This is a genomic window from Paenibacillus sp. OAE614, from assembly GCF_040546645.1.
Taxonomy (GTDB): Bacteria; Bacillota; Bacilli; order Paenibacillales; family Paenibacillaceae; genus Paenibacillus_AQ; species Paenibacillus_AQ favisporus.
This window is the reverse complement of record NZ_JBEPOD010000001.1, coordinates 4,780,134-4,806,589: the sequence shown is the minus strand read 5'-3', so window position 1 is coordinate 4,806,589 and position 26,456 is coordinate 4,780,134. Positions and strand designations below refer to the sequence as shown.

The window sequence follows — 26,456 nt, the reverse complement described above, 5'->3', positions numbered from 1 at the left end:
CTCAACAGGCAAGCACGACCTGGCTTGCAACGCGATGCTCGCAGCCGCCAAGCCACGCAGCGGGATGCTGCTTCCCCATCAAGCTTGAACGCTACCGCAGCATCATGGTGCCGCCGTCAACCATGATGGTTTGCCCGGTAATAAATTTGGCGTCCCTGCTTAGCAGGAAGCAGACGACCCGGCCGACGTCGTGCTCGCAGTCGCCAAGCCGCCGCAAAGGGATGTTGTTGACCATCTTCTCGTAAGCTTCGGGCATCTTCTCTTTCCATTCCAGCACGCCTTCGGAAGCTGCGATCGGGCAGACGATGTTGACATTGATCTGATCCGGCCCCCATTCCTTGGCCGCCACGCGGGAAATGCCGCGCAGGGCTTCCTTGGCGGCTGCGTAGGAGGTTTGCGTGGGCATGCCTTCGAGCGCCGCTCCGGACGCAAAGTTCACGATCGAGCCCTGCGTTTCTTTTAAATAGGGGTAGCTCCATTTCATCAGATGAAAAGCAGGCAGAAAACCTGTATGCAGCGCCAGTCTGAGCTCTTCTTCAGTCGTATCCAGAAAGGGAACGTTCCTTGAAGCCTGCGCGCAGTTCACCAATCCATGGAGCGTTTTGAACTTTCCGATGACCTGCTTGAAGCCTTGAGCGACCTCATCTTTATCGAGCAGGTTGACTTTCACAAACATGCATTCCGCTCTTTCGCTAACCTCCTTCTCCGTGATGCGTCCCTTTTCTTCGCTGCTGTCGAAAAAGGCGACCTTGGCGCCCTCTTTGGCGAGAGCCATAACGACCCCCCTGCCGATGCCAGCCGCGCCCCCATTGACGAGAATCGTATGATCCGCTAATTTCATAGGTTTGATCAGCCTCCTGATGTTGGGTTTATTTGCGTTCGATCGCTCTATCCGGAGCGCCGTAATGATTTTTACGTCCGGCTGTGATCCCAGAAATTCCTTATGTTTAAGGATGATGTCGCCCGTACCATAATGACTGTATGACGTTTGAACAGATCCGCCAGTGATGCAGCAATCCCCGGTACACGCATCCGCCAATAACACCGACCGTATTACTATGTTCCTTCCCGAGGATAATTACACCATGGACCCGATGATCCGTCCGTTTCCCTTATGGATGGGTGAAAAAGAAGGCTGAGCCCCTTTTGCCGTATTCCACTAACAATGATACAATCATTTATACAAACACAAAGAGAGAGGCGAAGTGATCATGACAGCAAACGATCGCATGCTGGTGTTCGTCGGTTCATATGCCGAAGCGGCATCCGACGGAATCTACGTATACGAATTGAATGAAGGGAAAGGCGAGCTGACGCTGCTCGACAAGGTGGACGGCAACAAAAATCCGACGTTCCTGAACGTGGACCAGGCGGGAAACCTGCTGTACGCGATCAGTGAAACGGCAGCCGAAGACGGAACGAAGACGAGCGACGCCGCAGCTTATACGATCGATCCGGCAACAGGCAAGCTGACCGAAGCCAGCCGGGCGTACGCACTGAACGGTCCGGCATGCCACATTCAGCGGAGCGCAAACAGCAAATATTTGACGCTGACCAGTTATCATAAAGGCACGATCAGCCTGGTGGAACTTGCCGCCGGCGGCAAGGTGGGAAGCGTGCTGGACATCCAGCAGCATGTCGGACAAGGCGACTACAGCGGAGTGGCTCCGCATCTGCATTCCTCGTTCTACAGCCCGGATCAGCGCTTTTTGCTCGCGTGCGACCTTGGTCTGGATCTCATCCGTACATACCGGATCGACGAAGCCGAAGGCAAGCTCGTGCCCGTGAGCGACGCCCGGGTGGAGAAAGGCGCCGGACCGCGCCATCTGACTTTCCATCCGAACGGAAAATTCGCGTATGTCATCAATGAATTGAATTCGACGGTTACGGCCTTTCAATACGATGCGGAACACGGAACGCTCGAGACGCTGGAAACCGTGCCGACGCTGCCTGACGAGTGGACGGGGGCCAACGGCTGCGCGGAAATTACGATTTCTGCCGACGGCCGGTTCCTGTACGGCTCGAACCGCGGTCACGACAGCATTGTCGTCTATGCGGTCGATCCGGAATCCGGCAAGCTGACAACGGTGCAGCACGTGTCGACGGAAGGCCAGCACCCGCGCCATTTTTCCATCGTTCCCGGCGGTAAGCATGTGATCGCGGCCAATCGGGATACGAATAACCTGACGCTCTTCACCATAGACCAGGATACCGGCAAATTAACGTATACAGGTCATTCGGTAGAAGTGTCCAAACCGGTCTGCGTGTGGGCTGTCCGCTTCTAAAACCATATTCCCCTGAAGGTCCGGCGGGCTTTCGCTGCCCGGCTGGCTAAGGATCTTTACGAAGCCAGGCACCGGATGCACGATCCGGACTCATCAATCGGTGAAACGGATGGTACAATAGAGATAGCCAGTAAGAAAGGATGGATGCGTGTGGAAGAGACCATGGAAGAATCCGTCAAGCACGAGTCTTGCGGAACAGGCGAACGGAAGAGCCACCATTCCCCCAAAACGAAAAACAACCTGATCAGCCGCTTGAACCGGATCGAGGGGCAGATCCGCGGCATTAAAGGCTTAATCGAAAAGGATACGTACTGCGACGATGTGCTGAACCAGATTTCGTCGGTCCAATCCGCTTTGAACGGGGTCAGCAAGCTTCTGCTCGAGCATCATATGAAGAGCTGCCTGATCGAACGCATTCAGGACGGGGAGAATGAAGTGATCGACGAGTTGCTCATAACGATTAATAAATTGATGAAATAATCGAATACGGCTCGGATGATCAAAGGATTCGAAAGAATCCTTTTTTTTAGGCAAAAATATAGATTAGGGGGGTATAGTAAAATAATGGTTGACTTATTATAGGGTAGGGGGGTATACTACATGACAAGGAGATGGTGATCAATGATTCGGGCTCATGCCAATACCATCTTCCAACTAAAACGATCCGAGGAGAGATGATATATGAACCAAGTTACATTACAGGTTAACGGCATGTCCTGCATGCATTGCGTCAATTCCATCGAAGGCGCGATGAAGGCGCTGGGTGCGGACGGCAAGGTCAACTTGGCCGACGGGACAGTCACGGTAACGTATGACAGTGGCAAGTTGTCGCTTCAATCCATTAAGGAAGCCATTGAAGATCAAGGCTATGAAGTCGCCTAACGAATAAATGAAACGGGGTGTCGTTGCAATGGAAACTTACGGTAGGGAGCAGGAGCAGCTGAAGCAGCAGGAGCAAGCGTCTTTGCAGATCACAGGCATGACTTGTGCCGCATGTGCCAACCGGATTGAGAAGGGGCTGAAAAAGCTGGATGGCGTGTCTGAGGCCAATGTGAATTTTGCGATGGAGCGCGCCACGGTTACGTATGATCCGGAACGGACCAGCACGGATCATATGGAGGAAGCCGTCAAGAAGCTGGGGTACGATACGGCCAAAGAAGTGGTCGATCTGGATATTACCGGGATGTACTGCGCGGCCTGTGCGGTCAAAATTGAAAAAACGCTCAACAAGATGCCTGGGGTAAAGAGCGCCAACGTCAATTTTGCGATGGAGACGGCCAGAGTGGAATTTAACCCGCTGGAAGTCAACGCGGGCGACATGGAGAAGCGGATCGACAAGCTGGGATACAAGGCGACTCCCAAGCGGGAACAGACCGCCGATCCGGCGGAGCAGCGTAGTCGGGTAATCACGCAGCAGAAGCGCAAGCTGCTGATTTCCGCTCTCCTGTCTCTGCCGCTGCTGTGGTCCATGGTCAGCCACTTCTCCTTCCTGTCCTGGATCTGGATGCCGGAGCTGTTCATGAACCCGTGGTTCCAGCTCGCACTCGCCACCCCGGTGCAGTTTTATATCGGAAGGCAGTTCTATAAAGGGGCGTTCAACGCCCTCCGCAACAAAAGCGCCAATATGGACGTTCTGGTCAGCTTGGGCACGTCGGCAGCCTACTTTTACAGCCTCTATTTAACCATCGAGTGGGCTGCCGGAGGCGGAAGCCTTCATCACGGCCCGGAAATGTATTATGAAACAAGCGCCGTGCTGATCACGCTGGTCATTATGGGTAAGCTGTTCGAGCTGCTCGCGAAAGGTCGGACGTCCGAAGCGATCAAAACGCTGATGGGGCTGCAGGCGAAGAACGCCGTCGTCATCAGAAACGGTGAAGAGCTTACCGTTCCGGTCGAAGAGGTTCTGGCCGGGGACATCGTCCTTGTGAAGCCGGGCGAAAAAATCCCGGTGGACGGACTCGTGCTCGAAGGTGCGTCGGCCGTCAACGAATCGATGCTGACCGGCGAGAGCATACCGGTTGAGAAAAAGGCCGGGGATTCCGTATTCGGAGCGACCGTCAACAAAAATGGGCGGCTCAAAATTCAGGCGACGAAGGTCGGCCGGGACACGGCCCTCGCGCAAATTATCAAAGTGGTGGAGGAAGCGCAGGGCTCGAAGGCGCCGATCCAGCGGGTGGCCGACGTCATCTCCGGCATCTTCGTCCCGATCGTGGTCGGCATTGCCCTCCTGACGTTCGTGGTCTGGTACTTCTGGGTTGCCCCTTACGACTTTGCCAGTGCGCTGGAGAAGGCGATTGCGGTTCTGGTTATCGCCTGCCCGTGTGCCCTCGGACTCGCGACACCGACGTCGATCATGGCCGGGTCGGGCCGCGCCGCCGAGCTGGGCGTCCTGTTTAAGGGCGGCGAGTATCTGGAATCGACGCAGCGCATCAATACGGTCATCCTGGACAAAACGGGCACGGTCACGAAAGGGAAGCCGGAACTGACCGATGTGCTGACCGCATCAATGGATGAGCGCGAGTTTCTGCGGTTGGCCGGCTCGGCGGAGAAGCCTTCGGAGCATCCGCTCGCTGAGGCCATCGTAGACGGCATCAAGGCCCGCGGCATTGCGCTTACCGAAGCCGGGGAATTCGAGGCGATCCCGGGTTACGGCATCCGGGCCGTCGTGGACGGCCGTGAGGTGCTCGCCGGAACCCGCAAGCTGATGGAGAAGCATGGCATCCTTGCCCGGGATGCCGAGAGCAGCATGACGAAGCTGGAGGAAGAGGGCAAAACGGCGATGCTCGTCGCAGTAGACGGCCGGTACACCGGACTGATCGCCGTTGCGGATACGATCAAGGAAAGCTCCAAGGCGGCGGTTGGCCGGTTGAAAGGCTTAGGTATTCAAGTGGTCATGATCACCGGGGACAATGAACGCACCGCCCAAGCGATCGCCCGGCAGGCTGGCATTGACGAGGTGCTCGCGGAGGTTCTGCCCGAAGGGAAGGCCGCCGAAGTTAAAAAGCTGCAGTCGCTTGGCAAAAAAGTGGCGATGGTCGGCGACGGCATCAACGATGCACCGGCCTTGGCGCAAGCCGACATCGGCATGGCCATCGGAACAGGGACGGACGTCGCCATGGAAGCGGCGGACGTGACGCTGATGCGCGGCGATTTGAACAGCATTGCCGACTCCATCGAAATGAGCCGGAAAACGATGAGCAATATCCGCCAAAACCTGTTCTGGGCGCTCGGCTACAACACGCTGGGCATTCCGGTCGCGGCCCTCGGGCTGCTCGCTCCCTGGATTGCAGGGGCAGCGATGGCGCTGAGCTCGGTCTCGGTCGTCCTGAACGCACTTAGACTGCAGCGGATGAAACTGCAGACGAACCCGAAAGGAGAGCGGGCCGCATGAAACGTTCAATAGGAATCGCCGCTCTGCTCGGACTCGCTGTGCTGACCGCCTGCGAGTCCGAAACAAAAGCCATAAAAGGAGATGGAGAACAAATGAACATGTCACATGACCATCACTCGGCCCATGGGCCGGCAAAGACGAACGACGCAGAGGGTACCGCGCATGAGCACGGCGGCGGCCAAACCGGAGGGCTTCAGGAAAAGGACGTGAACGTCAGCTGGACGTACGCAGATGACCAAGCGCCGGAAGCCGGTGTGGATACGAAGATCACCATGGCATTTACGCATGACGGCAAGGCGATTGAATCCTTCGAAACGACGCATGAACAAAAAGAGCATCTCATTATCGTCAGCAAAGATCTGTCATACTTTCACCATATTCATCCGGAGTACCGGGGAGGCGGCGTGTTTGAAGTGAACAACCGTTTCCCGGCAGGCGGAGATTACAAGCTGATCGCCGACTTTGTTCCGGAAGGCGGAGGCGCGATGAACAAATCGGCGTGGCTTCAGGTCAAGGGTGCACCGCTGCCGGCTGCTCCCGTGAAGCCGGACGGAGAGCGGGTCAAAACGGTGGACGGACTGCGGTTGACCCTGGATTTTGACCGACTTGCGGCAGGGCAGGAGCTTATGCTCACGTATACGATCGAGGATGCCGAGACCGGCGCACCGGTCACCGACCTGCAGCCGTACCTGGGCGCCGTAGGACACGTGGTCATTTTGTCCGAGGATGCGGAGCAGTACCTGCACGTCCACCCGATGGATGAAAAAGGCTCCGGGCCAAAGGCCGAGTTTATGACGACCTTTCCGCACGCCGGCATCTACAAAATATGGGGGCAGTTCCAGCGCGACGGACGTGTCATTACCGTTCCCTTCGTCGTGAACGTGCCGTAATCTGCTGCTGGCTGTCACCAGGTACCAAGTATATTCATCGAAGCGATAAGGAGTGAAGAAGGTTGGGTCAGCGCAAATTTGCGGTTACCCCCGGCTTCGGGGTCGGAGGAACCGTGTTCTCCCCGAAACAGCTTGCAGCGATCGGCGGTATTGCCGATAGAGTCGTCGACGTGGAAATGACCGGCTTCAAACAGCTGTACGTGACGGCAGAAGAAGAACGTATGGCAGAGGTTCAGGAGGAACTCAGGGCCGCCGGGCTTCAAATTCGCCCGGCGGGTTTTGTGACCAAGAGCCTGATCGCCTGCCAATTTTGCCGCGGAGCGGAAGAGGCCGGTTTGGATGTGGCGAGAGCTCTGGATCTGGCGATCGCGGGCATAGCGGTACCGAGTCCGCTGAGGATCGGGTACGCCGGCTGCGCACTCGGAACCAGCGAACCGCTGCTGAAGGATATCGCCGTTGTCAAGATGAAAGACAGCTACGATCTCTATGTCGGAGGTGAGCCGAAAGGGATCAAGGCTGAATTGGCCAAGCTGCTCTTGACGGGGCTTCAGGCGGAACAGCTGATTCCGGCCGTCACCCGGCTCATTGCCCAGTTTCAGGAGCATGGAAAAAAGAAGGAGTCCTACCGCCGTTTTGTCCAGCGGTTTACCCTCGAAAAGCTGCGCGAAGCCGCAGAGGGCGCCGCCGGGGAAACATCCTCGCAAGCAAGGCAGGCCTAAAACGGCAGGATTTTCTTTTAAACGTACAGGCACAGATGGGCCTTCGCCCACATAGAATGAACAGACCGCAGCCTAACAGCAGGAAGCAGCAGCCATGTTTTCGCGGTGCCCAGTCATTCAGCAGGAGGTGTCATCTTTGCCCGGACTTTTCAGCTTTATCGCCCTTTTCATTAAAGAATTAACGCTGCTGGTATCGTACGTCAAAAACAACGCCTTTCCGCAGCCGCTGACAGAGAAAGAGGAAAGTAAGTACCTTCAATTGATGGCGGAAGGAGACGCCCACGCCCGCAATATGCTGATCGAGCATAATCTGCGGCTGGTGGCGCACATTGTGAAAAAATTCGATAATACCGGCGAGGATCTGGAGGATCTGATCTCGATCGGTACCATCGGGCTCATCAAAGCTATTGAGAGCTTTCAAGCAAATAAAGGCACGAAGCTGGCCACGTTCGCAGCCCGCTGCATCGAAAATGAGATCCTGATGCATTTGCGTTCCTTGAAGAAAACGAGGAAGGACGTTTCCCTGCACGATCCGATCGGAACGGATAAAGAGGGGAATGAAATCACGTTGATTGATATTTTGGGCAGTGAGGCGGACGACGTGGCCGACATGGTCCAGCTCAAGATCGAGAAGAGCAAAATCTACCGGAACCTGGACATTCTCGATGAGCGCGAGCAGGAGGTCATCAAAGGCCGCTTCGGCCTGGAGCACGGCGGAGAAGAACGGACACAGCGCGAAATCGCCAGGGAGCTGGGCATCAGCCGCAGCTACGTGTCGCGGATCGAGAAGCGTGCCCTGATGAAGCTGTACCATGAATTTTATAAATCCAAGCAATAGCTTGCAGCGCAGGAAACACCGATGCTTTTGTCTAATTGACATAGGAAGCAGTGAGTTTGAGTAGATAAAGTAATGATTGATAGTCCGAAGGTTCGTGGCGTTTAACGTCACGGGCCTTTTTCTTTTTCTCGCCGATGGTCTTTGATGACTCCCATAATCCAGTATCAAAAAGTATCCTACCATACAAAAATGATCGGACCATACAAAAAAGTGCGTACTATTCAGGCGTAGAGGAACTTGATAATCTTACATATAGAACGATCGATCCAGATTTCGCCGAGCGGTACGGTCGTTTAAATCACAGGTGAGGTGCGAAGGTATGCAGAAATATTAGCTTACTTTGAAAGATAAGAACGTCACTGTCCATAGAGATAGGAGTAGGAGGGAATTTATATTGACTAGACAACATAAGCTTCTGACTTTGAATTTATTTTTATTGACTTTTGTCCTGGGAACCAGTGAATTTGTGATGGTCGGATTGTTGACCGAAGTGGCTTCGGACATGAAGATCTCCATATCGATCGCAGGCTCCTTGGTGTCGGCCTTTGCCCTGTCTTTTGCCATCGGTACCCCGATCTTCACGGCGTTATTCAGCCGATTCTCCAAGCGCCCGCTCATCCTTGCTCTGATCGGCGTATTTATTATCGGGAATATGATCACGGCGATATCCGGTTCCTATGGTTTGCTTCTGATTTCCAGAGTGATCACCGCCGTAGTTACCGGCGTCCTGATTGCACTTGCGATGGCAGTCGCCAGTGAAGCGCTGCCACCGGAAAAGAGAGGGCCTGTGATCTCGATCATCTTTACGGGTTTCACTGTGGCCAGCGTTCTTGGCGTCCCCCTTGGCACATTCATCGGGCAATGGGGCGGGTGGCATATGTCTTATTGGTTTACAACGCTATTGGGGATGGTTTCACTGATAGTAAGTTCTGCAACGATCCCGAGGGGACTGAAGGGAAAGCGGAGTTCACTCAAAAACCAACTTCGATTATTTACCTATCCCAGAATTGTGCTTGCTTTCTTTATTCCAGCGTTTAGCATAGCGGCAACTTATAGCGTCTATACGTATTTAGCCCCTATGCTGCAGGATGTGCTTTTTGTGCCGGCACGGTATATTAGCCTAGTCTTTTTGCTTTATGGTATCGTGTCCATCTTTAGTACTTTAATCGGGGGAAAACTGGCTGCCGGTGGCGGGATGGGGAAAATTCGCTATATCTTCCTGGCTCAGGCTGTCATTCTCGCGTCGCTTTATGTATCTTCCGGTTCGCTTGCCGGGGGGCTCATCAGCATCTCATTGATCGCTCTTGCTGTGTACCTTATGAACTCGACGATGCAGTTGTATTTCATGGATTGGGCCGATCGGCATGTTCCCGAGGCCAAAGACTTGGCCTCGTCCTTAACATCCGTATCCATCAATGTCGGGATCGCGATGGGATCCGCTTTGGGAGGTGTCGTCACGAAGAATATGGAGCTCATTGATCTTTCCTGGTCCGGGGGAATGATGGCTGTTTTAGCATCCTTATTGGCTTGGATCACCTATCGTTTAGATCGGGGAGCTCGCAGCGTATCTAGAGAGAAGAATGGGCTAAGCACCAATACGAAGGAAGTTCGTGATCACGTATTATAAGATGAAGAGGTACCCGCCCAGGGTACCTCTGTTTTCCACATTCGAAGCGGCTGTTTAGGCATGCTTTTGGCTGGTGTAGGATACTTCATCGGGATAACTTTCGATATAGGTAGTGCCAAAATCGCATAACATCGTGAGCATGGGAGCAAATTGTTCGCCCACTTCGGACAAGCCGTATTCCACTTTTGGTGGCGAAACCGGGTAAACCTTGCGAATAATGAGTCCGTCGTTTTCCAGCATCCGCAGCTGCATCGTAAGCATGCGTTGGGTCGCTTCGGGAAGCAGCCGCTGAAGCTGATTAAACCGTACCGGGCCATTAACTAATTCGTTTAATATGGATATCTTCCATTTACCGCTAACTAAGCTTAGTATAATTTCCGAGGTACAGCGATATGTTTTGTCTCTAAAGGTTATCATCTGTCGACACATCCCCTACAGAAGAATAGAAAAACCATGGGTTTTCCAGTTCAGTCAAATTATAGATCAGTCATTCCATATATTATGTTGAACCCTGCCCCTTGTCAAGAACTTCTGGATCGACTAGTACATAAATTAATGAAGGTGATCGTCAAGAGGTATGGCAAAAATACATTGGAAGTTTTCGCCGAGTGATTTTGTGCAGCGACCATGGATCAGTTGACTTGGGGTTTTTTAAATTGGCCAGGAAGCCCCGGCAGCCGAAAAAAGGCCTCTCTTACCGTCTGAAGTTCATTTCTTCAGAGCGGAAAGAGGGGCCTTTTGCGCTGCGACTATACCTGCCAAATGCTGGACTGGCGGAAAATCGGTTCATACGGCAGCACGATTTTGACCGGCAGCGGGAAGGGATCCCCGGTGATCTGCAGGATCGTTCGCGCGGCCATGACGCCGATCTCAAACGTCGGAATATGAATGGTGGAGAGCGGAGGAACGGTGTAGCGTGATGGTTCGTTGTCGTCGAAGCCGACGACGGCGAAGTCCTGGGGCATGCGGTAGCCTTTCTCGGAAATGGCCCGCATGGCGGCCATCGCCATGATGTCACTGGCCGCGAAGACCGCCGTCGGGAGCTTACCCTGATGCTCCTCCAAAAAGGTCAGCATAAGGCGGTAGGCCCGGTCGGGCTCCCATTCGGCATTCAGCACATACTCCGGCTGAACCGGCAAGCCGGCCTGCTCCAGAGCCTGCTTGTACCCCCGGTACCTTTTCTCCCGGTCGAATTGGCCGGACAAGCCCGTACCTCCGATAAACATAATTTCGCGGTGGCCCTGTCCGGTCAAGTGCTTGACGGCAATCGACGCCGCTTCGACGCGGTCGTACGAAATGGTCGGGATGCTCGGATCGGAAACGTCGATTCCCACCACATGCGGAACGTGTTTTTTGAGATAGCTGTATAATTTGGGCTCAATGCCCTCGATCACGATTAAACCGTCGATTGAATCTTTGCCGGAGATTTGCTGCAAAATTTCATTTTTTTGCAAATCTTCTTGCGTGTAGGTAAAAGCGATCTGGTATCCGTGACGGGCCAGTTCCTTCTCAATTCCCTCAAAAATAACCGAAAAATAGGGATGGTAGCGCCGTCCCTGCATGGTGGATACGACGCATCCGATTTTTTTGACTGCGGCCTGGTCCTGGGGCGGCACCTTCGCCATGTATCCGAGCTCCTGCGCCGCGTCCCAGATCTTCCGCTTGGTCCCGCTGCTTGAGGAGCGGTTCGAATCGTCGGCCAGTACGCGGGAAACGGTCGATATGGAGACGCCGACGCGTTCGGCAATATCTTTTAATGTGGGCATGTCATGACCTGCCTTTAATGTCAGATGAGGATTCTGCAAAACCTGTCGTTTGGATTGCTTACTCTATATGTTAAGTAAAATAAAATCACAGGTCAACTGAAAAACGATGATAATATTCTGCAAATTATAATAAAATTATTGCAAAATAATTGCAAAAATTGATTGACTAACTTTTTCATCAGAGGTATGATTTTCATGAGATTGAGGTGATATAAGCAAAAAAGTAAAGGGAAAGGGGTTATGTCATTGCGATATTTCAGAAGTTTCTCTGTTTTTGCTCTAATTTGCATGTTGTTTTTGCTGATTGGTTGCGCAAAGAATGACGGCTCTGATGCTTCCGCCACCTCTGCCGGTTCAACAGGCAAAACCAAACTTGTGTTTTGGAGTCATCAGGAAGATGCCATTATGAACGCTTATAAAGCGCTGATCGCCAAGTATCAATCTTTGCATCCCGACATTGAGATCGACTACCAGACTTTCCCTTACGACGTGTACAATCAGAAGCTCAAGGCATCCTTCTCCGCCAAAAATCCGCCCGATATCGCAGAAATGTTCGGTACCTGGGTACCGGAATATTCGAAAAACGGGGCACTTGTGGAGATCCCGGAGGCCGAGCAGCTGCGGCAGGAGTACTACGAAGCCCCTCTCGGAGGATACACGTTGAACGACAAGCTGTATGGACTGCCGCTCGAATTTAACATCGAGAACGGCGGAATGCTGATTCACCCGCAAATGCTGAAGGATCAGGGCATCGCGACCCCTCCGGCCACATGGGATGAACTGGTCGAAGACGCCAAGAAGCTGACGGTGCGGGATGCGAACGGCATCAAGGTGAAGGGATTCGATTTCGTCTCCAGCGACAACATCACCTTCACGTTCCTTTCCTTGATTCTGCAGCAAAACGGCAAGTATTGGGGCGATAACGACCATGTGAACTTTCAAACCCCTGAAGCACAAAAGGCGATGACCGCCTTAACCTCTTTGATCGCTACCGATAAAGTGGCGGACCTCACCACGTTTGGCGGTGAACTTGACACCTCAGACTACTTCTTTCAAGGCAGCTCGGCGATGACCTACCGGGGTCCATGGACGATTGCTGCAGGGCTGAATACATACAAGGTGAAAGACTTTGAGTATGTGCCCGTTCCTTCCTTTACGACGAATCCACCTTCTTATGCGGCCGAATCTGGCTGGGGCCTTGTAGCGTCCCAGAAGGGCAAGCATCAGGAAGCGGCCGTCGATTTTATCGAATTCATGTCATCCGACGAAAATCTGCTCGAGTGGAACCAGGGCACGTTTACAATTCCGGCCAAAAAAGCGGTGGCGCAAAATCCCGATTACGTTAAAGCGAATCCTTATATGAAAACATCGCTGGATATTTTGGAGCTGGGTCAGTGGATCGGGCCCATTGCCGACCGGGACTTTTTCTTTAAAACGATCAATGATCATTTCCAATTGATGGCGACCGGCCAGGAATCGGTGGAAAGCGGTCTGCAGCAGATCGAAAAAACCATCAACGACAGTCAGGATCAACATAAATGATCGGAGTGGTGTTCGCATGAAGCATGATGCTGCAGCAAGCAGCAGTCCTGGGATCGTCCCCGGTACCCCGAACCGCAGAGGGGAGAAAGGAAGGGGCCGCTGGTTCATCTATTTATCGCTGGCGCCGATCCTGCTGCTATTCGGTGTATTCGCTTTCATTCCTATTGGATGGAGTTTGGGACTATCGGTATTTAAGTATAATCCGCTCAGCGCAAGCGCGCTGTTCGTCGGGGCGGACAATTATATCCGCATGCTGGGAGATTCCATTTTTATCAAGTCGCTGTGGGTCACCTTTAAGTTCGTCGTCATTGCCGTTGCGGTCAATATCCTTATCACCTTGATGTTTGCCGTCGCGATCCAGCGGATCCGTACGGGTTGGCTGCGGAACCTGATGCGCACCGTCTTTTTTCTGCCGACGATCGCGCCGCTGGCGGGAACGGCGATCGTATGGAGCACGATGTTCAATTATAGTCACGGTCTGTTTAATATCGTGCTGACCCAGCTCCACATGGCTCCCGTGCAGTGGCTGAGCGATCCTCATTATGCGCTGTACTCGGTAATTCTGATGACGCTGTGGGCCGATATCGGGTATAACATCGTGCTCTTTATCGCCGGTCTGGATTCCATTCCGGATATGTATTATGAAGCGGCCATTCTGGACGGGGCGAGCCGCTGGCATTCGTTCTGGCATGTGACGCTGCCTCTGCTCCGGCGCACGATGCTGTTTGTTTCGGTGACGACGGTCGTCTCCTATTTTCAGGCTTTCGCCCAATTCCAGATCATGACCAAGGGGGAGCCGTTTAACGAGACCCGGGTGCTGGCCCTCCATATTTATGAGCAGGCGTTCTCCAATTCCAACATGGGATATGCGTCCGCGATGGCCACGGTGTTTCTGATCATTATTTTACTGGTGACCCTGCTGCAGCTGAAGTGGGGGCGCACGGAGTGGGAGTACTGACAAGGGGGACTTTCAATGCACCGTAGAAATAGATGGTTCGACGGCATCGTCATGCTCGTGCTGATCGCAGCCGGATGCCTGATGCTGCTGCCGTATTTGTGGATGGTTTTGTCTTCTTTAAAAAGCAACATGGAAATCGTGTCCGGCTCGCATGCGCTTCTGCCGCAGCATCCCAGCCTGGAGGGGTACCGGACCGTCCTTGAAGACGCACCGTTCGGAAGGTGGTTTTTGAACAGCGCGATGACGTCGGTTGTCATTACGGCCGCGACGTTATTTACGAGCGCCCTTGCGGGCTATATTTTCGCCAAGCATCAATTCAAGGGGCAGAAGCTGCTGTTCATCCTGATCTTGGCAACGATGATGATTCCGTTTCAGGTGGTCATGATTCCGACGTATCTGATTACGGCCAAACTGGGGCTGGTCAATCATTTGCTGGCGATTATCCTGCCCAATCTGGTCAGCTCCTACGGAGTGTTTCTGGCGAAGCAGTTCATCGAGGACATTCCCCAGGATCTGCTCGATGCCGCAAGGATCGACGGGGCGGGGCGAGCTGCGGCTGATGGTCCGGATCATTGCGCCTCTGATTCTGCCGATGCTGTCGGCGCTTGGTATTTTTACGTTTATGAATGCCTGGAACAACTATTTATGGCCGCTCATTATTTTGAACGACGAGAGCAAAATGACCGTGCCGCTCGCCCTTGTTTATTTTAACGGAACCCATATGGTCAACTATAACGTCGTCATGTCGGCGGCTGTGCTCATCACCCTGCCGGTGATTGTGGTGTTCCTGATTTTCCAGAAGCAGTTTATTAAAGGACTTACGATGACAGGCATGAAATAAAAAGAGAAGAGACCATGAGGAGGAGAAACTACATGACTAAAATATCGATTATCGGCGCAGGCAGCGCCTTTACGCAGGACATCGCCACGGACATTTTACTGATTGAAGGCATTGAAGGCGGGACGATCGCTTTGGTGGATATCGACGCGGAGCGGCTGGAGATCGCCCGCAAGCTGGTCGAGAAAATCATTGAGCTGTCCGGCAAGCGCTGGAACGTTATCGCTTCGACCGATCGCAGGGAGGTCATCGGGGGCTCGCAGTTCGTCATCAACCAAATTGAAGTGGGCGGGCTGCAAACGGTCCGCTATGAGTACGAGATTCCTCTGAAATACGGGGTCAATCAATGCATCGGCGATACGCTGGGGCCGGGCGGACTGTTTAAAACGCTGCGCACGCTTCCGAGCTGGATGGACATCATCCGCGATGTGGAGGATTTGTGCCCGGATTCGACCATTCTGAACTATACGAATCCGATGTCGGCGGTGACCCTGCTGACGTCGCGGGTGACCTCCATTCCGGTCGTCGGCCTGTGCCATTCCATCCAGAATACGTCCCGGAAGTTAGCCAAATACGCCGGCGTACCTTACGAAGACATGCAGTGGCGGGCCGGGGGAATCAACCATATGTCCTGGTTTGTGGAGCTGACCCACGAGGGAAAAGATCTGTACCCTGTGCTTCGGGAAAAGATCCAGAATCCCGACCTGCTGAAAAAGGACCCTGTGCGCTTTGACGCCATGAAGTACCTTGGCGCTTTTGTCTCGGAGTCCAGCGGGCACTTTTCGGAGTACATTCCGTACTACCGCAAACGGCAGTCCTTAATCGACAAGCACTGCAGCACCGGGTATAATGGCGCGACAGGCTACTATGCGGATAACTGGCCGATCTGGCGCAAGGAAAACGACGAAAAAATCGTCAAGCAGCTGGAAGGCTCCCTCCCGATCGAGCTTGCGCCAAGCAATGAATACGCGGCTATCATTATTGAAGCGATGCTGAAAAATGAACCGAAGGTGATTTACGGAAACGTGCCGAACGAAGGGCTGATTCACAATCTTCCCGGGGACGGGATCGTCGAAGTAGCCTGCATGGTCGACCGCAATGGCGTCAATCCATGCCGTTTCGGCAGCCTGCCTGAGCATCTGGCCGCGCTGTGCCGGTCCAACATGGCGTTCTTTGACCTGGCCGTCGGCGCTGTGCTGAATAACGACAAGGAAATGGCCCGCCATGCCCTGATGGTCGATCCGCTGTCCGCCGCCGTCTGTTCGCTGGATGAGATCAGCGACATGTTCGAGGAGCTGTATGAAGCGGAGCGCGATTTCATACCGGTGCTGAAATGATGAGAGCGGACAAGAATAAACCGATTGTCGTTGTGGCCGGTGAGCTGAACGTGGATATCATTGTTTCAGGAACGGACGTGATCCCGGAATGGAACCGGGAGAAAATCGTCGACGGTTTTGACGTCGTTCTCGGCTCCTCTTCGGCGATTACCGCGAGCGCGCTGTCCAGCCTCGGCCTGGACGTGCGGTTCGTCAGCGTGGTGGGGGCGGATGACTTCGGCCGCTTCTGCCTGGGCGAGCTGCAGCGGCTGGGGGTGAACACCGATCATGTAGCGGTGCTGCCGGAGGTCACAACGGGGGTTACCCTCTCGTTCACGACGCCTTCCGACCGCGGTTTGATCACGTACCCGGGAAGTATTCCGCTGTTGACGCCCGGCCATATTCCCGATGCTTTGATTCAGGAGGCGGATCATTTGCATTTTGGCTCCTACTATTTGCAGGACGGCATGCGGCCGCATTGGAAGGAGCTGTTCGGGAAGGCGCAGGACTTAGGGGTCAGCACATCTTTTGATACCGGATGGGACGTCCGTGGCCGGTGGGATGCTGCCGGGATCCGCACACTGCTGGCCGTTACAGATTTGTTTATCCCCAGCGAGGAGGAGGCGCTGCATATTTTTGAGCAGGACTGCGTAGAAACGGTATTCGGCCAATTGGCGGCCGTTCCCGGTCTGATCGCCGTTAAACAAGGCTCAAAGGGTGCATCGCTCCGGTCTCCTGATGGTTCTGTCGTGTCGGCGCCCCCTTATCCGGTTACCCCCGTAGACACGACAGGAGCGGGGGATTGCTTCAATGCCGGCTTGATTTGCGGTTTCCTCCAAGGCTTGACCGGCAGAGAGCTGCTTGAGTACGCCAATGCCTGCGGCGCGTTATCCACGCTGGGCGTGGGGGGGACCGGCCATTTGCCGACAGCTGCGGCGGTATCGGCCCTGCAGGGAGTGCGGCCGCTCCAGTAAGCGCCTCGGCGGTGGAAGCTCAGGCAAAGGTTCATGAGAGTCCGGGCAAAGGGGGTGATCGACACATTACATAGCAAGTCAAAATCGGATCCTTTTCATTTCAGTTCAAACTTTAATCATGGGAGTTGATATTTCGTGAAATTCGGTAAAACACTGATTGCAGGTATCAGTCTGGCTGTATTAGGGCTTGGAATCGGGTATGCGGCGTCGCAGACCGTCGAGGCTTCGGGCGCCGAGTACTACGTTGCCGTTAACGGAAACGATTCGAATGCGGGTACGAGCGCCGCACCGTGGGCAACGCTGCAGCATGCGGCCGACACGGCCGGGCCGGGGAGCACGGTCTATGTCCGGGGCGGGGTGTATAACCAAAAGCTGAAGATCACCAAGTCGGGTTCTGCGGATCAAGGGCCGATCACCTTTGCCAATTACAGCGGCGAGACGCCGGTTATTGACGGAACGGGACTTTCTGTAAGCGGAACGGAAGGCATCGTTGACCTTGCCGACGTCAACTATGTGACCATCCAGGGGTTTGAAATTCGCAATTATACGACGACTGCAAACAACGTCATGCCCGTCGGGATTTATGTTCACGGAGCAGGCGGCAACATTACGCTGTCCAAAAACAAGATCCATGATATCAAAAACACGTCGACTCCTGCCGGCATCGACCTGCTGGGCCGGGATGCGCACGGCATCGCCGTGTACGGAACCAAGGCGCCGGAATCCATTCATGACGTGACAATCGACGGCAATGAGCTGTACAATCTGGTGCTGGGGTCCAGCGAAACGCTCGTTCTTAACGGAAACGTGGATACTTTTGCCGTGACGAACAATATCATTCACGACAACGACAACATCGGTATCGACGTGATCGGATTCGAAGGGAAGTCGCCGAACTCCGCCTACGATCAGGCACGAAACGGAATCATCAGCGGCAATAAAGTGTACAATATCACCTCCAATAACAATCCTTCCTACGGCAAAAAGCTTCCGAACAACAGCAATTCGGCGGACGGCATTTATGTCGATGGAGGCAAGGACAGCATTATCGAGCGAAACTACAGCTATAACAACGATATCGGGGTGGAAATCGCCTCCGAGCATGCCGGCAAGGCGACCAGCAACATTACGATCCGCAGCAACTTCATTTACAACAACCGTTTGACGGGCATCGCCATGGGCGGATACGACACAGATCGCGGCTCGACGGTAGGCTGCCACATCGTCAACAATACGCTGTACAAAAATGACACCATGGGCGACGGTAGCGGTCAGCTCTACGTGCAGTATGACACCCAGAACAACGTCATCCGTAACAACATTTTTGTGGCCAGTTCTACCGATGTGCTCGTTTATAATGAATACACGAAAAATTCCGGCAACATCGTGGATTACAATCTGTACTTCGCTCCCGGCGGAAGTTCGAATGCCAGCTGGACCTGGAAAAACAAAGAATACACCGGCTTTGCCGCTTATAAAAATGGAACGGGCAATGATGCCCATTCCGTCTTCGCCGATCCGCTCCTTGTGAACCCCGCTGCCGGCGATTTACATCTGAAGGCAGGGTCTCCTGCCATTGATAAGGGCTTGACGGCTTCGGACATCGGATCGCTCGATATCGACGGGCAGCCCCGTGTTCAAGGGGCAAGCGTCAATATTGGTGCGGACGAATAACGTTCGTTCATCGTCATCGCAAGCCTAATTAGCAGCCTCCTTTCGTGGGGGGCTGCTTTTATTTTATGAGGAAAAGTTTAGTTCTCAGCAAAGGTTTCGCATCCAGATCTTAAAACGATTTCCCGTCTGGCGGGGCTGATGTCGAAACGGACTTGTTCACCCGGTACTGCCCGAATGGTATAGTAGAGATAACTATCCTGCTGCTAGCTGAAGATGCGGGAATTCGATTACACTTTCAGGAACAGGAGTTGACTGTAATGAACATCGTCGTGCTGGACGGACATACGCTGAACCCGGGGGATTTAAGCTGGGACGAGCTGGGAGAGCTCGGTTCTGTGACGGTCTACGAGCGCACCCCCGCCGGGCTGATTCAGGAGCGGATCGGGAACGCCGAAATTGTGCTGACGAATAAAACCCCGCTGACGCGGGAGGTGCTGGAGGCGGCAGAGAACCTCCGCTACGTCGGCGTGCTTGCGACCGGCTACAATGTGGTTAACATACACGCCGCTGCTGCGCGCGGGATTACAGTGACGAATGTGCCGGCATACGGAACCGAGTCTGTGGCGCAGTTTGTGTTCGCGCTGCTGCTTGAGCTCTGCCACCAGATCGGGCGGCATGGAGACAGCGTACGCTCGGGAGATTGGGCGAAGGCGGTGGATTTCTCCTATACGCTGACCCCGCAAATCGAGCTCTGGGGGAAGACGATGGGGATCGTCGGCTATGGCCGGATCGGCCGCCAGGTCGCGCGGCTGGCGGAGGCTTTCGGCATGCGCGTACTGGTATCTGGCAGACCGGGGAAGGCGGGCGGGAACGAAGGCAGCGGCGTCCGGCGTGTCCCGCTCGAGCAGCTGCTGGCCGAGTCGGACGTGGTGAGCCTGCATTGTCCGCTGACGGCGGAAACCGAGGGGCTCATCAACCGCGAACGCCTGGCGCTGATGAAGTCTTCGGCCTTCCTGATCAATACCGCCCGCGGCGGGCTGCTGCAGGAGCAGGATGTGGCCGATGCGCTGAACGAAGGCCGGCTTGCAGGCGCGGCACTTGACGTGCTTGCGGCGGAGCCTCCCGCCGCAGACCATCCGCTTGTGCATGCCCCGCGCTGCATCATCACCCCGCATATGGCATGGGCGGCGGTGGAAGCGCGGGAGCGGCTGATGAGCATCGCTGTGGGCAACGTCGCCGCGTTCCTGGAAGGGCGGCCGGTGAACACGGTTGGGCCGCACTCCCGCTGAGAATGACGTACTGCCGGAAGGCGTGAAGGCTCTTTTGATTCAGTGGGGAGAATCCGTGCATGGGAGGCATAAACATAATGCAAGGGAAGATTGTAAAAGGAGGGAATAGCCGAATGAAAATCGTGATCGCTCCGGATTCGTTCAAGGGCAGCATCCGTGCCGCCGACGCGGCGGCGGCCATTGACAGGGGAATAAGACGCGCACTGCCTGGCGCGGAAACGGTGCTTGTCCCCATGGCGGACGGCGGAGAGGGGACGCTGGACAGCTTGACCCGCTTTGGCGGTACCAAGGCAAAAGTGCAGGTGTCCGATCCGCTGGGAAGGCCGGTCGACGCCGAATACGGCCTCATCCACGGAGGGTCCACCTGCGTGGTGGAGCTGGCCAGCGCGTCCGGGCTTGAGCTGATCGCCGCTGAGGAGCGGGACCCGCTGCATACGACGACGTACGGGACCGGCGAGGTGATCCGCCGTGCGCTCGATGCGGGCTGCCGCCAATTTATTATGGCGATCGGCGGCAGCGCCACGAACGACGGAGGCGCCGGCATCCTGCAGGCGCTTGGCGTGCGGCTGCTGGATGAGGCCGGGCAGCCGGTCGGACGTGGGGGCCTGGAGCTGCAGCGCGTGGCGGCGATCGACATGGGCGGAATGGATGCACGCCTTGCCGAATCGACCTTTGTGATCGCTTCCGACGTGCAGAACCCGCTGCTCGGCCCAAACGGCGCATCCCATGTGTATGGCCCGCAGAAGGGCGCGACGCCCGAGATGGTCGCGATGCTGGAACAGGGGATGCGCGTCTGGGCGGACCGCATCCTGGAGGCGACGGGCATGCGCGTGCATGACCTGCCTGGGGCGGGCGCTGCTGGCGGCGTAGGAGCGGCGCTGCTCGCTTTTTTCAAAGCCGGGATGAGGAGCGGCATCGATCTCGTGATCGAGCATTCGGGATTCGTGGCGCACCTTGAAGGCGCGGACCTCGTCATCACCGGCGAAGGCCGGATGGACGCGCAGACCGCATCCGGTAAGACGCCGATGGGCGTCGCCAAGGAAGCGCGGCGGCACGGGGTTCCGGTCATCGCCCTGGCCGGATCGGTGGGGCCGGGGATCGATCCGCTGTATGATGCGGGAATCCTCAGCGTGCACAGCATCGTGAACGGACCGATGGCACTGGAGGAAGCGATGGCCCGTGCCGGAGAGCTGCTGGAGATGTCGGCTGAGCAGGTGATCCGGACTTTTGCCGGAATCGTCCGCGGGTAGAATTATGCCGTCAACGAATCGTCTTTTTAAAGGGCAATATCATTAAGACTATCGACGTACATGCCAAGAAGCCAGACCGCGTTTAGCGGAAAATTTTTTGCGAGATCAGGATGTTTAGCCCAGGAAGTTTATACTTTTGGATATAAAAAAAGCGGCAGTGTCCGGAAAGCCCGGCCAACTGCTGCTTTTTTTCTGTGATGACCCCTTGATTTTGGTTTGTGTTATTTCTTCAGCGTCATATCCGTCAGCGGGCTGGACATCCGTTTCTTAATCTGCTCCAAAACGCGTTTGGAAACGGAAATGGTGCGGGGGTAAGCAAAATCATCGCGGAAGTGAAGGACGTTGCCTTCAAAGGAAGTAATTTTATTCACGTTGACATGGATGTTGGATGCGGCTCGGACAAAATTGGGCTGCGAGATCAAAGCGGAAATTTCCTGGCTGGTTAACCGTTTCTTGATAATATAGTTTCTGCCGTGGAAAATAACCTGTCCCTGACCGCCGACCTTAAAGAAAAACGCGTCCGTCACCGGATCAAATTGATGATATTCCTGCAGCACCTTGTCGGATGAAGTCATCTTACCAAAGCCCCCTTTTAGAAGATGATAAAGTGTTAGCGCTTTCATTCTACCACACTTTTTCGTCCTGCATAAGAGTAAATTTGTGAATTCTATGATTTTTTTTGTGAACTTGGACAAAAGCGCTCACGGTATTGACCAAATTTTCCATTACGGCCACAATGGTCATAGACGGCTGCGATATGCGCGGTCGCCTGCCAATGTCAAACCGAGAAAGGACGAATGCCTTTGAACTCAAGTCCTATAAAGATCACGGCGATTTCCGGAAGCCTCCGGAGACAATCGTCCAATACGAGCCTGATTCACGCCCTCTATCCGCTGGCGCCGGAAACGATGGAGATTTCGATATTTGAAGGCATCGGAGACCTTCCCCATTTTAACCCGGATATGGATGGAGACGACCCGACCCCTTCGGTGGCACGGCTTCGTGACACGATCCGTCAGGCGGACGGCGTGATCATCAGCACCCCCGAATATGCCCATGGCGTGCCGGGCGTGCTGAAAAACGCGCTTGACTGGCTGGTATCGTCCGGAGAATTCGTCTACAAGCCCGTCGCTGTCGTCAGCGGATCGCCGATGGAAACCGGTGGAGAGAAGGCGCATGAGTCCCTTCAGATGACCCTTAGGATGATGACGGCTGACCTGGTGGAGGGCGGGTCTTTCACGGTACCTTTCCTCAATCAGAAGCTTCGGGGCGGAGAGATTAAGGATGAGGAGCTGAACGAGAGGCTGAAGGGCATGCTAGGGAAGCTGGAAGAGGCTGTACGAGAGGCAGCAGCAAATGGCATGAACGGGTTCAGGTAAGTTAGATAACCGGATTTCCTAATACAAAAGCCTGCAGCGCTCCAACTCTGAGATTTGGAGCGCGCAGGCTTTTTCGTGTTACCGTGTCGGAACTTCGGACGGGGAAGCATGCTGTTTAGCAAGCAATGAGCTTTCGCCGCCGGAGGGGCAGCCGTGCTTCAGGCATTTTCGATAATGGTGTTCAGCGTCGTGCGGTCGAGGCCTTTAACCAGCTTGGTCAGCAGTTCCTTGGCTGCATCGTAATCGTCGGTATGGATAATCGACGAAGACGTATGAATGTAGCGGGCACAAATGCCGATGACGGTAGACGGCACGCCGATTCCGCTCAAATGCACCTGCCCGGCGTCCGTGCCGCCAGGGGATACGAAATATTGATACTTAATGTTGTGGGTGTCCGCCGTATCCTGTACATATTCCACGAGTCCGCGGTGGGTGATCATCGTCGGGTCGAATATGCGCAGCAGCGCTCCCTGTCCGATATGCCCAAAGGCACTCTTGTCGCCGGTCATATCGTTGGCTGCGCTCGCATCCAGCGCGAAGAAAATATCCGGCTGGATGAGGTTGGCCGACGTGCGCGCGCCGCGCAGTCCCAGCTCTTCCTGAACCGTTGCGCCGCAGTACAGCGTATTCGGCAGCTTCTCCTGGTGGAGCGCCTCCAGCAGTTCGATCGCAAGGCCGACCCCGTAGCGGTTGTCCCAGGCTTTGGCCATGATTTTCTTCGGATTGGCCAGCGGCGTGAATTCGCAGACCGGCAGCACCTGAAGCCCCGGGTGGATGCCGAAGGATTCGGCTTCCTCGCGGTTATCCGCACCGATGTCGATGTACATGGCTTTGATGTCCACCGGTTTGCTACGCTGCGATTCGTCCAGCAGGTGGGTCGGCGTCGATCCGACGACCCCGAATACCGTTACCGGACCGTTAGGCGTGATGATTTGCAGCCGCTGGGAGAGCACGGCTTGGCTCCACCAGCCGCCGAGCGGCTGAAAGCGCACCATTCCGGCTTCGGTAATGCCGGTGACCAGGAAACCGACCTCGTCAAAATGGCCGGCCACCATGACTTTCGGGCCGTTCTCATCCCCGTGGAGAACGCCGAACAGACTGCCGAGGCGATCCTGAACGAACTCGTTCGTGAACGGGGTCACCGCCTCCTTGAAATATGCGCGCAGGTCTTTTTCAAATCCGGAAGCCGCGGGGAATTCCGTCAGCTTGCGGAACATATCTTTTGTTTTTTGATCCATCGTACCTTATCTCCTTTATCATGAATGTGGTTATGTATTTAGATTGAACCAAAGTTTTGCATTGAACTTCCTGTTATTACGGCCTATAGAGGCCAATAATATTCATTTCTTTAGTTCATTCTATGCAGTTGACTTCAATCCTTAGTATGAACCCACTTGATCCGAATGTCCACGTCCGGCGGGCAGAAGCACAAATGGCGAACCTGATGAATAGGATATCCTGGACGGATGCCCTGAAGTCAGCCGGAAGGAGCCTGGTTATGGAACCGATACACATGGATCGCCGCCAAGAAAACATCCTGATCCTCGTATTGTTGATTTTGCTGGTCATCGTGCTTCTCTTCTTATTATAATCCGCCTGCCATGGATAGCCCTCATTAAACAGCCGCCAGGTTTCAAATATTAGCGCCCGGCTGCCTGGCGCTGTTTGCTGCCCGCCTCCGCATGACATACATAACTCTCCTGCAAATGACAAATAATGAAAAGGAATGATGAATAGGAGGTGCCTGTAATGCCTGCCAATACGAAGAACAGGGGAACCGGATTCAAGATCGATTCCTTGACGCCCGAGGAATATAAATCCATTAGCAAAAAGCATTCTCCTTCGCGCAGCACATTCAAAAACTGCGTAAGTGCTTTTGTGGTCGGCGGCTTGATCTGTTTGATCGGACAAGCGATTCAGCGAGCGTTCATGAGCTGGTTTGACATGACGGTCAAAGAAGCGGGCAATCCGACCGTTGCGGTGCTCATTATTATATCGGTCATCCTGACCAGCTTTGGCGTGTACGACAAAATCGCCCAATGGGCTGGAGCGGGCACGGCGGTACCGGTTACGGGCTTCGCCAACTCCATGTGCTCGGCGGCGCTTGAGCATAAAGCGGAAGGCTATGTCCTTGGCGTCGGGGCCAACATGTTCAAGCTCGCCGGCTCCGTGATCGTGTTTGGAACCGTCGCCGCCTTCGTCGTGGGACTCGTCTACGCCATCTTCGGCATCCAGGGAGTGCATCAGCCATGAAGCTGACCGGCCAGACCTGGGAGTTTGACACCCGGCCCGTTCTGATCGGAAGCGCCGCCGTCGTCGGTCCTGATGAGGGACAAGGCCCGCTGTCTCCCGATTTCGATTATGTGTACGATAATCTCGAAATCAATGAGAAAACATGGGAGAAAGCGGAGCGGAGGCTGCTGGAGCAGGCCGCCCAGCTTGCCGTCATCAAGTCGGGACTGGACAAGGAACAGATCCAGTTCTATGTTGGCGGCGATCTGATGAACCAGATCATCAGCAGCACGTTCTCCGCCCGCAAGCTTGGCGTGCCATACCTGGGCGTATTCGGGGCCTGCTCGACGTCCATGGAAAGCCTGGCGATTTCCGCCCTGATGGTCGACACGGGGGCCGCGGAACGGGTGATGGCCGGAACGGGCAGCCATAACTGCACGGCCGAAAAGCAGTTCCGGTATCCGACCGAATACGGCTCGCAGAAGCCGCCGACCGCCCAATACACGGTCACCGGGGCGGGCTGCGGCGTCATCGCCAAAGGCGGACAGGGCCAAGCCGGCCCGAGGATCGCCCGGGCGACCATCGGCAGGATCATGGACCTTGGGGTCAAAGATCCGTTCAATATGGGCGCCGCGATGGCGCCGGCCGCTGCCGATACGATCGCCGCGCATTTCCGGGATACGGGGCTGTCTCCCGATTATTATGACTTGATTGTGACCGGCGATCTGGCTTCGGTCGGTCTGCCGATTGCGAAGGAGCTGCTGGAGAAGGAAGGCTACCAGATGGAAGAGACGAAATTCGGCGATTGCGGGCTCATGATTTATAACCGTGAGAAGCAGAAGGCAGTCTTGGCCGGAGGAAGCGGCTGCGGCTGCTCGGCGGCGGTGACCTACGGCCATTTGGTCAAACGGATGTTGCAACGCGAACTACATAAAGTGCTGGTCGTGGCGACCGGCTCGCTGCACTCCCCCTTGTCGGTTCAGCAGGGAGAGAGCATTCCGTGCATCGCCCACGCCGTAGCGCTGGAAATGGAGGATTAACCAATGCAGTTTTTATGGGCGTTTATTATCGGCGGTCTGATTTGTGTCATCGGCCAGCTCATGATGGACTTGTTCAAGATGACGCCAGCGCATACGATGAGCACGCTGGTGGTGGCGGGAGCGGTGGCTGACGGTCTCGGCTGGTACGATCCCCTCGTCAAATTTGCCGGTGCCGGCGCTTCCGTTCCCATCACCAGCTTCGGCAGCTCGCTTGTTCACGGAGCGTTGTCGGAGCTTCAGAGGGACGGCTGGATCGGGGTTGTGACAGGCATCTTCGAGGTCACCAGCGCGGGGATATCGGCGGCGATCATCTTTTCGTTTATCGCCGCGCTGTTCGTCCGTCCCCGCGGGTAATTCCACCAATCCGCCGTTTGCATTTCCTTGCTTGAACTGAAAATGGTATGCCCGAATAAACACCCCGGAATTGTGTATTCCGGGGTGTTTTGCCGTTCATTTCGGCGGGTATGTGGGGGTATACGACGATTTTAGGAAATGTGCCCAATATACT

26 protein-coding genes are annotated in these 26,456 nt (G+C 54.9%); 21 read left to right on the top strand and 5 right to left on the bottom strand.

Annotation, left to right across the window (positions count from 1 at the left end):
- Positions 1-91 precede the first annotated feature (91 nt).
- On the bottom strand, positions 92-841 hold the full coding sequence (locus ABIE48_RS22215) for an SDR family NAD(P)-dependent oxidoreductase (RefSeq protein WP_192715764.1): 750 nt from the start codon (positions 839-841) through the stop codon (positions 92-94).
- 370 nt (positions 842-1,211) lie between these two features.
- Between ABIE48_RS22215 and ABIE48_RS22210 the strand changes: the two genes are divergently transcribed.
- The 8 genes from ABIE48_RS22210 to ABIE48_RS22175 all read left to right on the top strand — a co-directional run bounded on the left by ABIE48_RS22210 (position 1,212) and on the right by ABIE48_RS22175 (position 9,750).
- Positions 1,212-2,285: a lactonase family protein gene (locus tag ABIE48_RS22210; protein ID WP_192715763.1), complete on the top strand. Its 1,074-nt coding sequence runs from the start codon at positions 1,212-1,214 to the stop codon at positions 2,283-2,285.
- A 162-nt stretch (positions 2,286-2,447) separates the two neighbouring features.
- Positions 2,448-2,765, top strand: coding sequence for a metal-sensitive transcriptional regulator (locus ABIE48_RS22205; RefSeq protein WP_089550326.1), 318 nt, complete (start codon positions 2,448-2,450; stop codon positions 2,763-2,765).
- Positions 2,766-2,966: 201 nt separating this feature from the next.
- The gene (locus tag ABIE48_RS22200; protein WP_192715762.1) at positions 2,967-3,167 is read left to right on the top strand and encodes a cation transporter; all 201 of its coding nucleotides are present in this window, start codon (positions 2,967-2,969) and stop codon (positions 3,165-3,167) included.
- Positions 3,168-3,195: 28 nt separating this feature from the next.
- The gene (locus tag ABIE48_RS22195; RefSeq protein ID WP_192715761.1) at positions 3,196-5,676 is read left to right on the top strand and encodes a heavy metal translocating P-type ATPase; all 2,481 of its coding nucleotides are present in this window, start codon (positions 3,196-3,198) and stop codon (positions 5,674-5,676) included.
- On the top strand, positions 5,673-6,566 hold the full coding sequence (locus ABIE48_RS22190; protein ID WP_192715760.1) for a hypothetical protein: 894 nt from the start codon (positions 5,673-5,675) through the stop codon (positions 6,564-6,566). Before ABIE48_RS22195 ends, ABIE48_RS22190 begins: the two co-directional genes overlap by 4 nt.
- A gap of 62 nt (positions 6,567-6,628) precedes the next feature.
- Positions 6,629-7,285: a nitrite reductase gene (locus tag ABIE48_RS22185; RefSeq protein WP_192715759.1), complete on the top strand. Its 657-nt coding sequence runs from the start codon at positions 6,629-6,631 to the stop codon at positions 7,283-7,285.
- A gap of 136 nt (positions 7,286-7,421) precedes the next feature.
- The gene (gene sigK, locus ABIE48_RS22180) at positions 7,422-8,123 is read left to right on the top strand and encodes an RNA polymerase sporulation sigma factor SigK (protein WP_076169711.1); all 702 of its coding nucleotides are present in this window, start codon (positions 7,422-7,424) and stop codon (positions 8,121-8,123) included.
- Positions 8,124-8,517: 394 nt separating this feature from the next.
- On the top strand, positions 8,518-9,750 hold the full coding sequence (locus tag ABIE48_RS22175; protein WP_192715758.1) for an MFS transporter: 1,233 nt from the start codon (positions 8,518-8,520) through the stop codon (positions 9,748-9,750).
- A gap of 54 nt (positions 9,751-9,804) precedes the next feature.
- Here the strand turns inward: ABIE48_RS22175 and ABIE48_RS22170 are convergent, their stop codons facing one another.
- Both ABIE48_RS22170 and ABIE48_RS22165 read right to left on the bottom strand, forming a co-directional pair.
- A complete protein-coding gene (locus ABIE48_RS22170; protein ID WP_145023426.1) occupies positions 9,805-10,167 on the bottom strand; it encodes a winged helix-turn-helix transcriptional regulator in 363 nt (120 codons plus the stop codon).
- A 332-nt stretch (positions 10,168-10,499) separates the two neighbouring features.
- Complete coding sequence (locus ABIE48_RS22165) at positions 10,500-11,516, bottom strand: LacI family DNA-binding transcriptional regulator (RefSeq protein ID WP_089548270.1); 1,017 nt, start codon at positions 11,514-11,516, stop codon at positions 10,500-10,502.
- A 405-nt stretch (positions 11,517-11,921) separates the two neighbouring features.
- Here ABIE48_RS22165 and ABIE48_RS22160 point away from each other — a divergent pair, with 405 nt between their 5' ends.
- From ABIE48_RS22160 to ABIE48_RS22120, 9 genes are all read left to right on the top strand, one after another.
- Positions 11,922-13,058: an ABC transporter substrate-binding protein gene (locus tag ABIE48_RS22160; RefSeq protein ID WP_192715757.1), complete on the top strand. Its 1,137-nt coding sequence runs from the start codon at positions 11,922-11,924 to the stop codon at positions 13,056-13,058.
- 16 nt (positions 13,059-13,074) lie between these two features.
- Entirely contained in the window at positions 13,075-14,016 is a 942-nt protein-coding gene (locus ABIE48_RS22155; protein ID WP_145023429.1) for a carbohydrate ABC transporter permease, read from the top strand.
- Positions 14,017-14,031: 15 nt separating this feature from the next.
- Complete coding sequence (locus ABIE48_RS22150; protein ID WP_354519663.1) at positions 14,032-14,727, top strand: carbohydrate ABC transporter permease; 696 nt, start codon at positions 14,032-14,034, stop codon at positions 14,725-14,727.
- Positions 14,609-14,857, top strand: a complete 249-nt coding sequence (locus ABIE48_RS22145) for an ABC transporter permease family protein (RefSeq protein WP_354519661.1) — start codon at positions 14,609-14,611, stop codon at positions 14,855-14,857. The genes ABIE48_RS22150 and ABIE48_RS22145 overlap by 119 nt, the downstream gene beginning before the upstream one ends.
- Positions 14,858-14,889: 32 nt before the next feature.
- Positions 14,890-16,191, top strand: a complete 1,302-nt coding sequence (melA, locus tag ABIE48_RS22140; protein ID WP_192715756.1) for an alpha-galactosidase — start codon at positions 14,890-14,892, stop codon at positions 16,189-16,191.
- A complete protein-coding gene (locus ABIE48_RS22135) occupies positions 16,191-17,144 on the top strand; it encodes a carbohydrate kinase family protein (RefSeq protein WP_354519659.1) in 954 nt (317 codons plus the stop codon). Before melA ends, ABIE48_RS22135 begins: the two co-directional genes overlap by 1 nt.
- Before the next feature lie 135 nt (positions 17,145-17,279).
- Positions 17,280-18,818: a choice-of-anchor Q domain-containing protein gene (locus ABIE48_RS22130; RefSeq protein WP_192715754.1), complete on the top strand. Its 1,539-nt coding sequence runs from the start codon at positions 17,280-17,282 to the stop codon at positions 18,816-18,818.
- A gap of 257 nt (positions 18,819-19,075) precedes the next feature.
- On the top strand, positions 19,076-20,047 hold the full coding sequence (locus tag ABIE48_RS22125) for a D-2-hydroxyacid dehydrogenase (protein ID WP_192715753.1): 972 nt from the start codon (positions 19,076-19,078) through the stop codon (positions 20,045-20,047).
- Between the two features lie 113 nt (positions 20,048-20,160).
- Positions 20,161-21,297 carry a glycerate kinase gene (locus ABIE48_RS22120; RefSeq protein WP_145023439.1) on the top strand — a complete coding sequence of 379 codons (1,137 nt, stop codon included), beginning with the start codon at positions 20,161-20,163 and terminating at the stop codon, positions 21,295-21,297.
- Positions 21,298-21,518: 221 nt separating this feature from the next.
- Here the strand turns inward: ABIE48_RS22120 and ABIE48_RS22115 are convergent, their stop codons facing one another.
- Positions 21,519-21,872 (bottom strand): LytTR family transcriptional regulator DNA-binding domain-containing protein, encoded by a 354-nt coding sequence (locus ABIE48_RS22115; RefSeq protein WP_105444462.1) that lies wholly within the window; start codon positions 21,870-21,872, stop codon positions 21,519-21,521.
- Positions 21,873-22,094: 222 nt separating this feature from the next.
- Here ABIE48_RS22115 and ABIE48_RS22110 point away from each other — a divergent pair, with 222 nt between their 5' ends.
- On the top strand, positions 22,095-22,676 hold the full coding sequence (locus ABIE48_RS22110; RefSeq protein WP_145023440.1) for an NADPH-dependent FMN reductase: 582 nt from the start codon (positions 22,095-22,097) through the stop codon (positions 22,674-22,676).
- Between the two features lie 158 nt (positions 22,677-22,834).
- On the opposite strand, the gene ABIE48_RS22105 is transcribed toward ABIE48_RS22110, so the two are convergent.
- Entirely contained in the window at positions 22,835-23,914 is a 1,080-nt protein-coding gene (locus ABIE48_RS22105; protein ID WP_192715752.1) for a M42 family metallopeptidase, read from the bottom strand.
- A 511-nt stretch (positions 23,915-24,425) separates the two neighbouring features.
- Between ABIE48_RS22105 and spoVAC the strand changes: the two genes are divergently transcribed.
- The 3 genes from spoVAC to spoVAE are packed head-to-tail and all read left to right on the top strand — an operon-like array spanning position 24,426 to position 26,302.
- Entirely contained in the window at positions 24,426-24,929 is a 504-nt protein-coding gene (spoVAC, locus tag ABIE48_RS22100; protein WP_076169727.1) for a stage V sporulation protein AC, read from the top strand.
- Complete coding sequence (gene spoVAD, locus ABIE48_RS22095) at positions 24,926-25,948, top strand: stage V sporulation protein AD (protein ID WP_145947427.1); 1,023 nt, start codon at positions 24,926-24,928, stop codon at positions 25,946-25,948. The genes spoVAC and spoVAD overlap by 4 nt, the downstream gene beginning before the upstream one ends.
- A 3-nt stretch (positions 25,949-25,951) precedes the next feature.
- Positions 25,952-26,302 carry a stage V sporulation protein AE gene (spoVAE, locus tag ABIE48_RS22090; protein ID WP_076169729.1) on the top strand — a complete coding sequence of 117 codons (351 nt, stop codon included), beginning with the start codon at positions 25,952-25,954 and terminating at the stop codon, positions 26,300-26,302.
- The last annotated feature ends 154 nt before the right edge of the window (positions 26,303-26,456 follow it).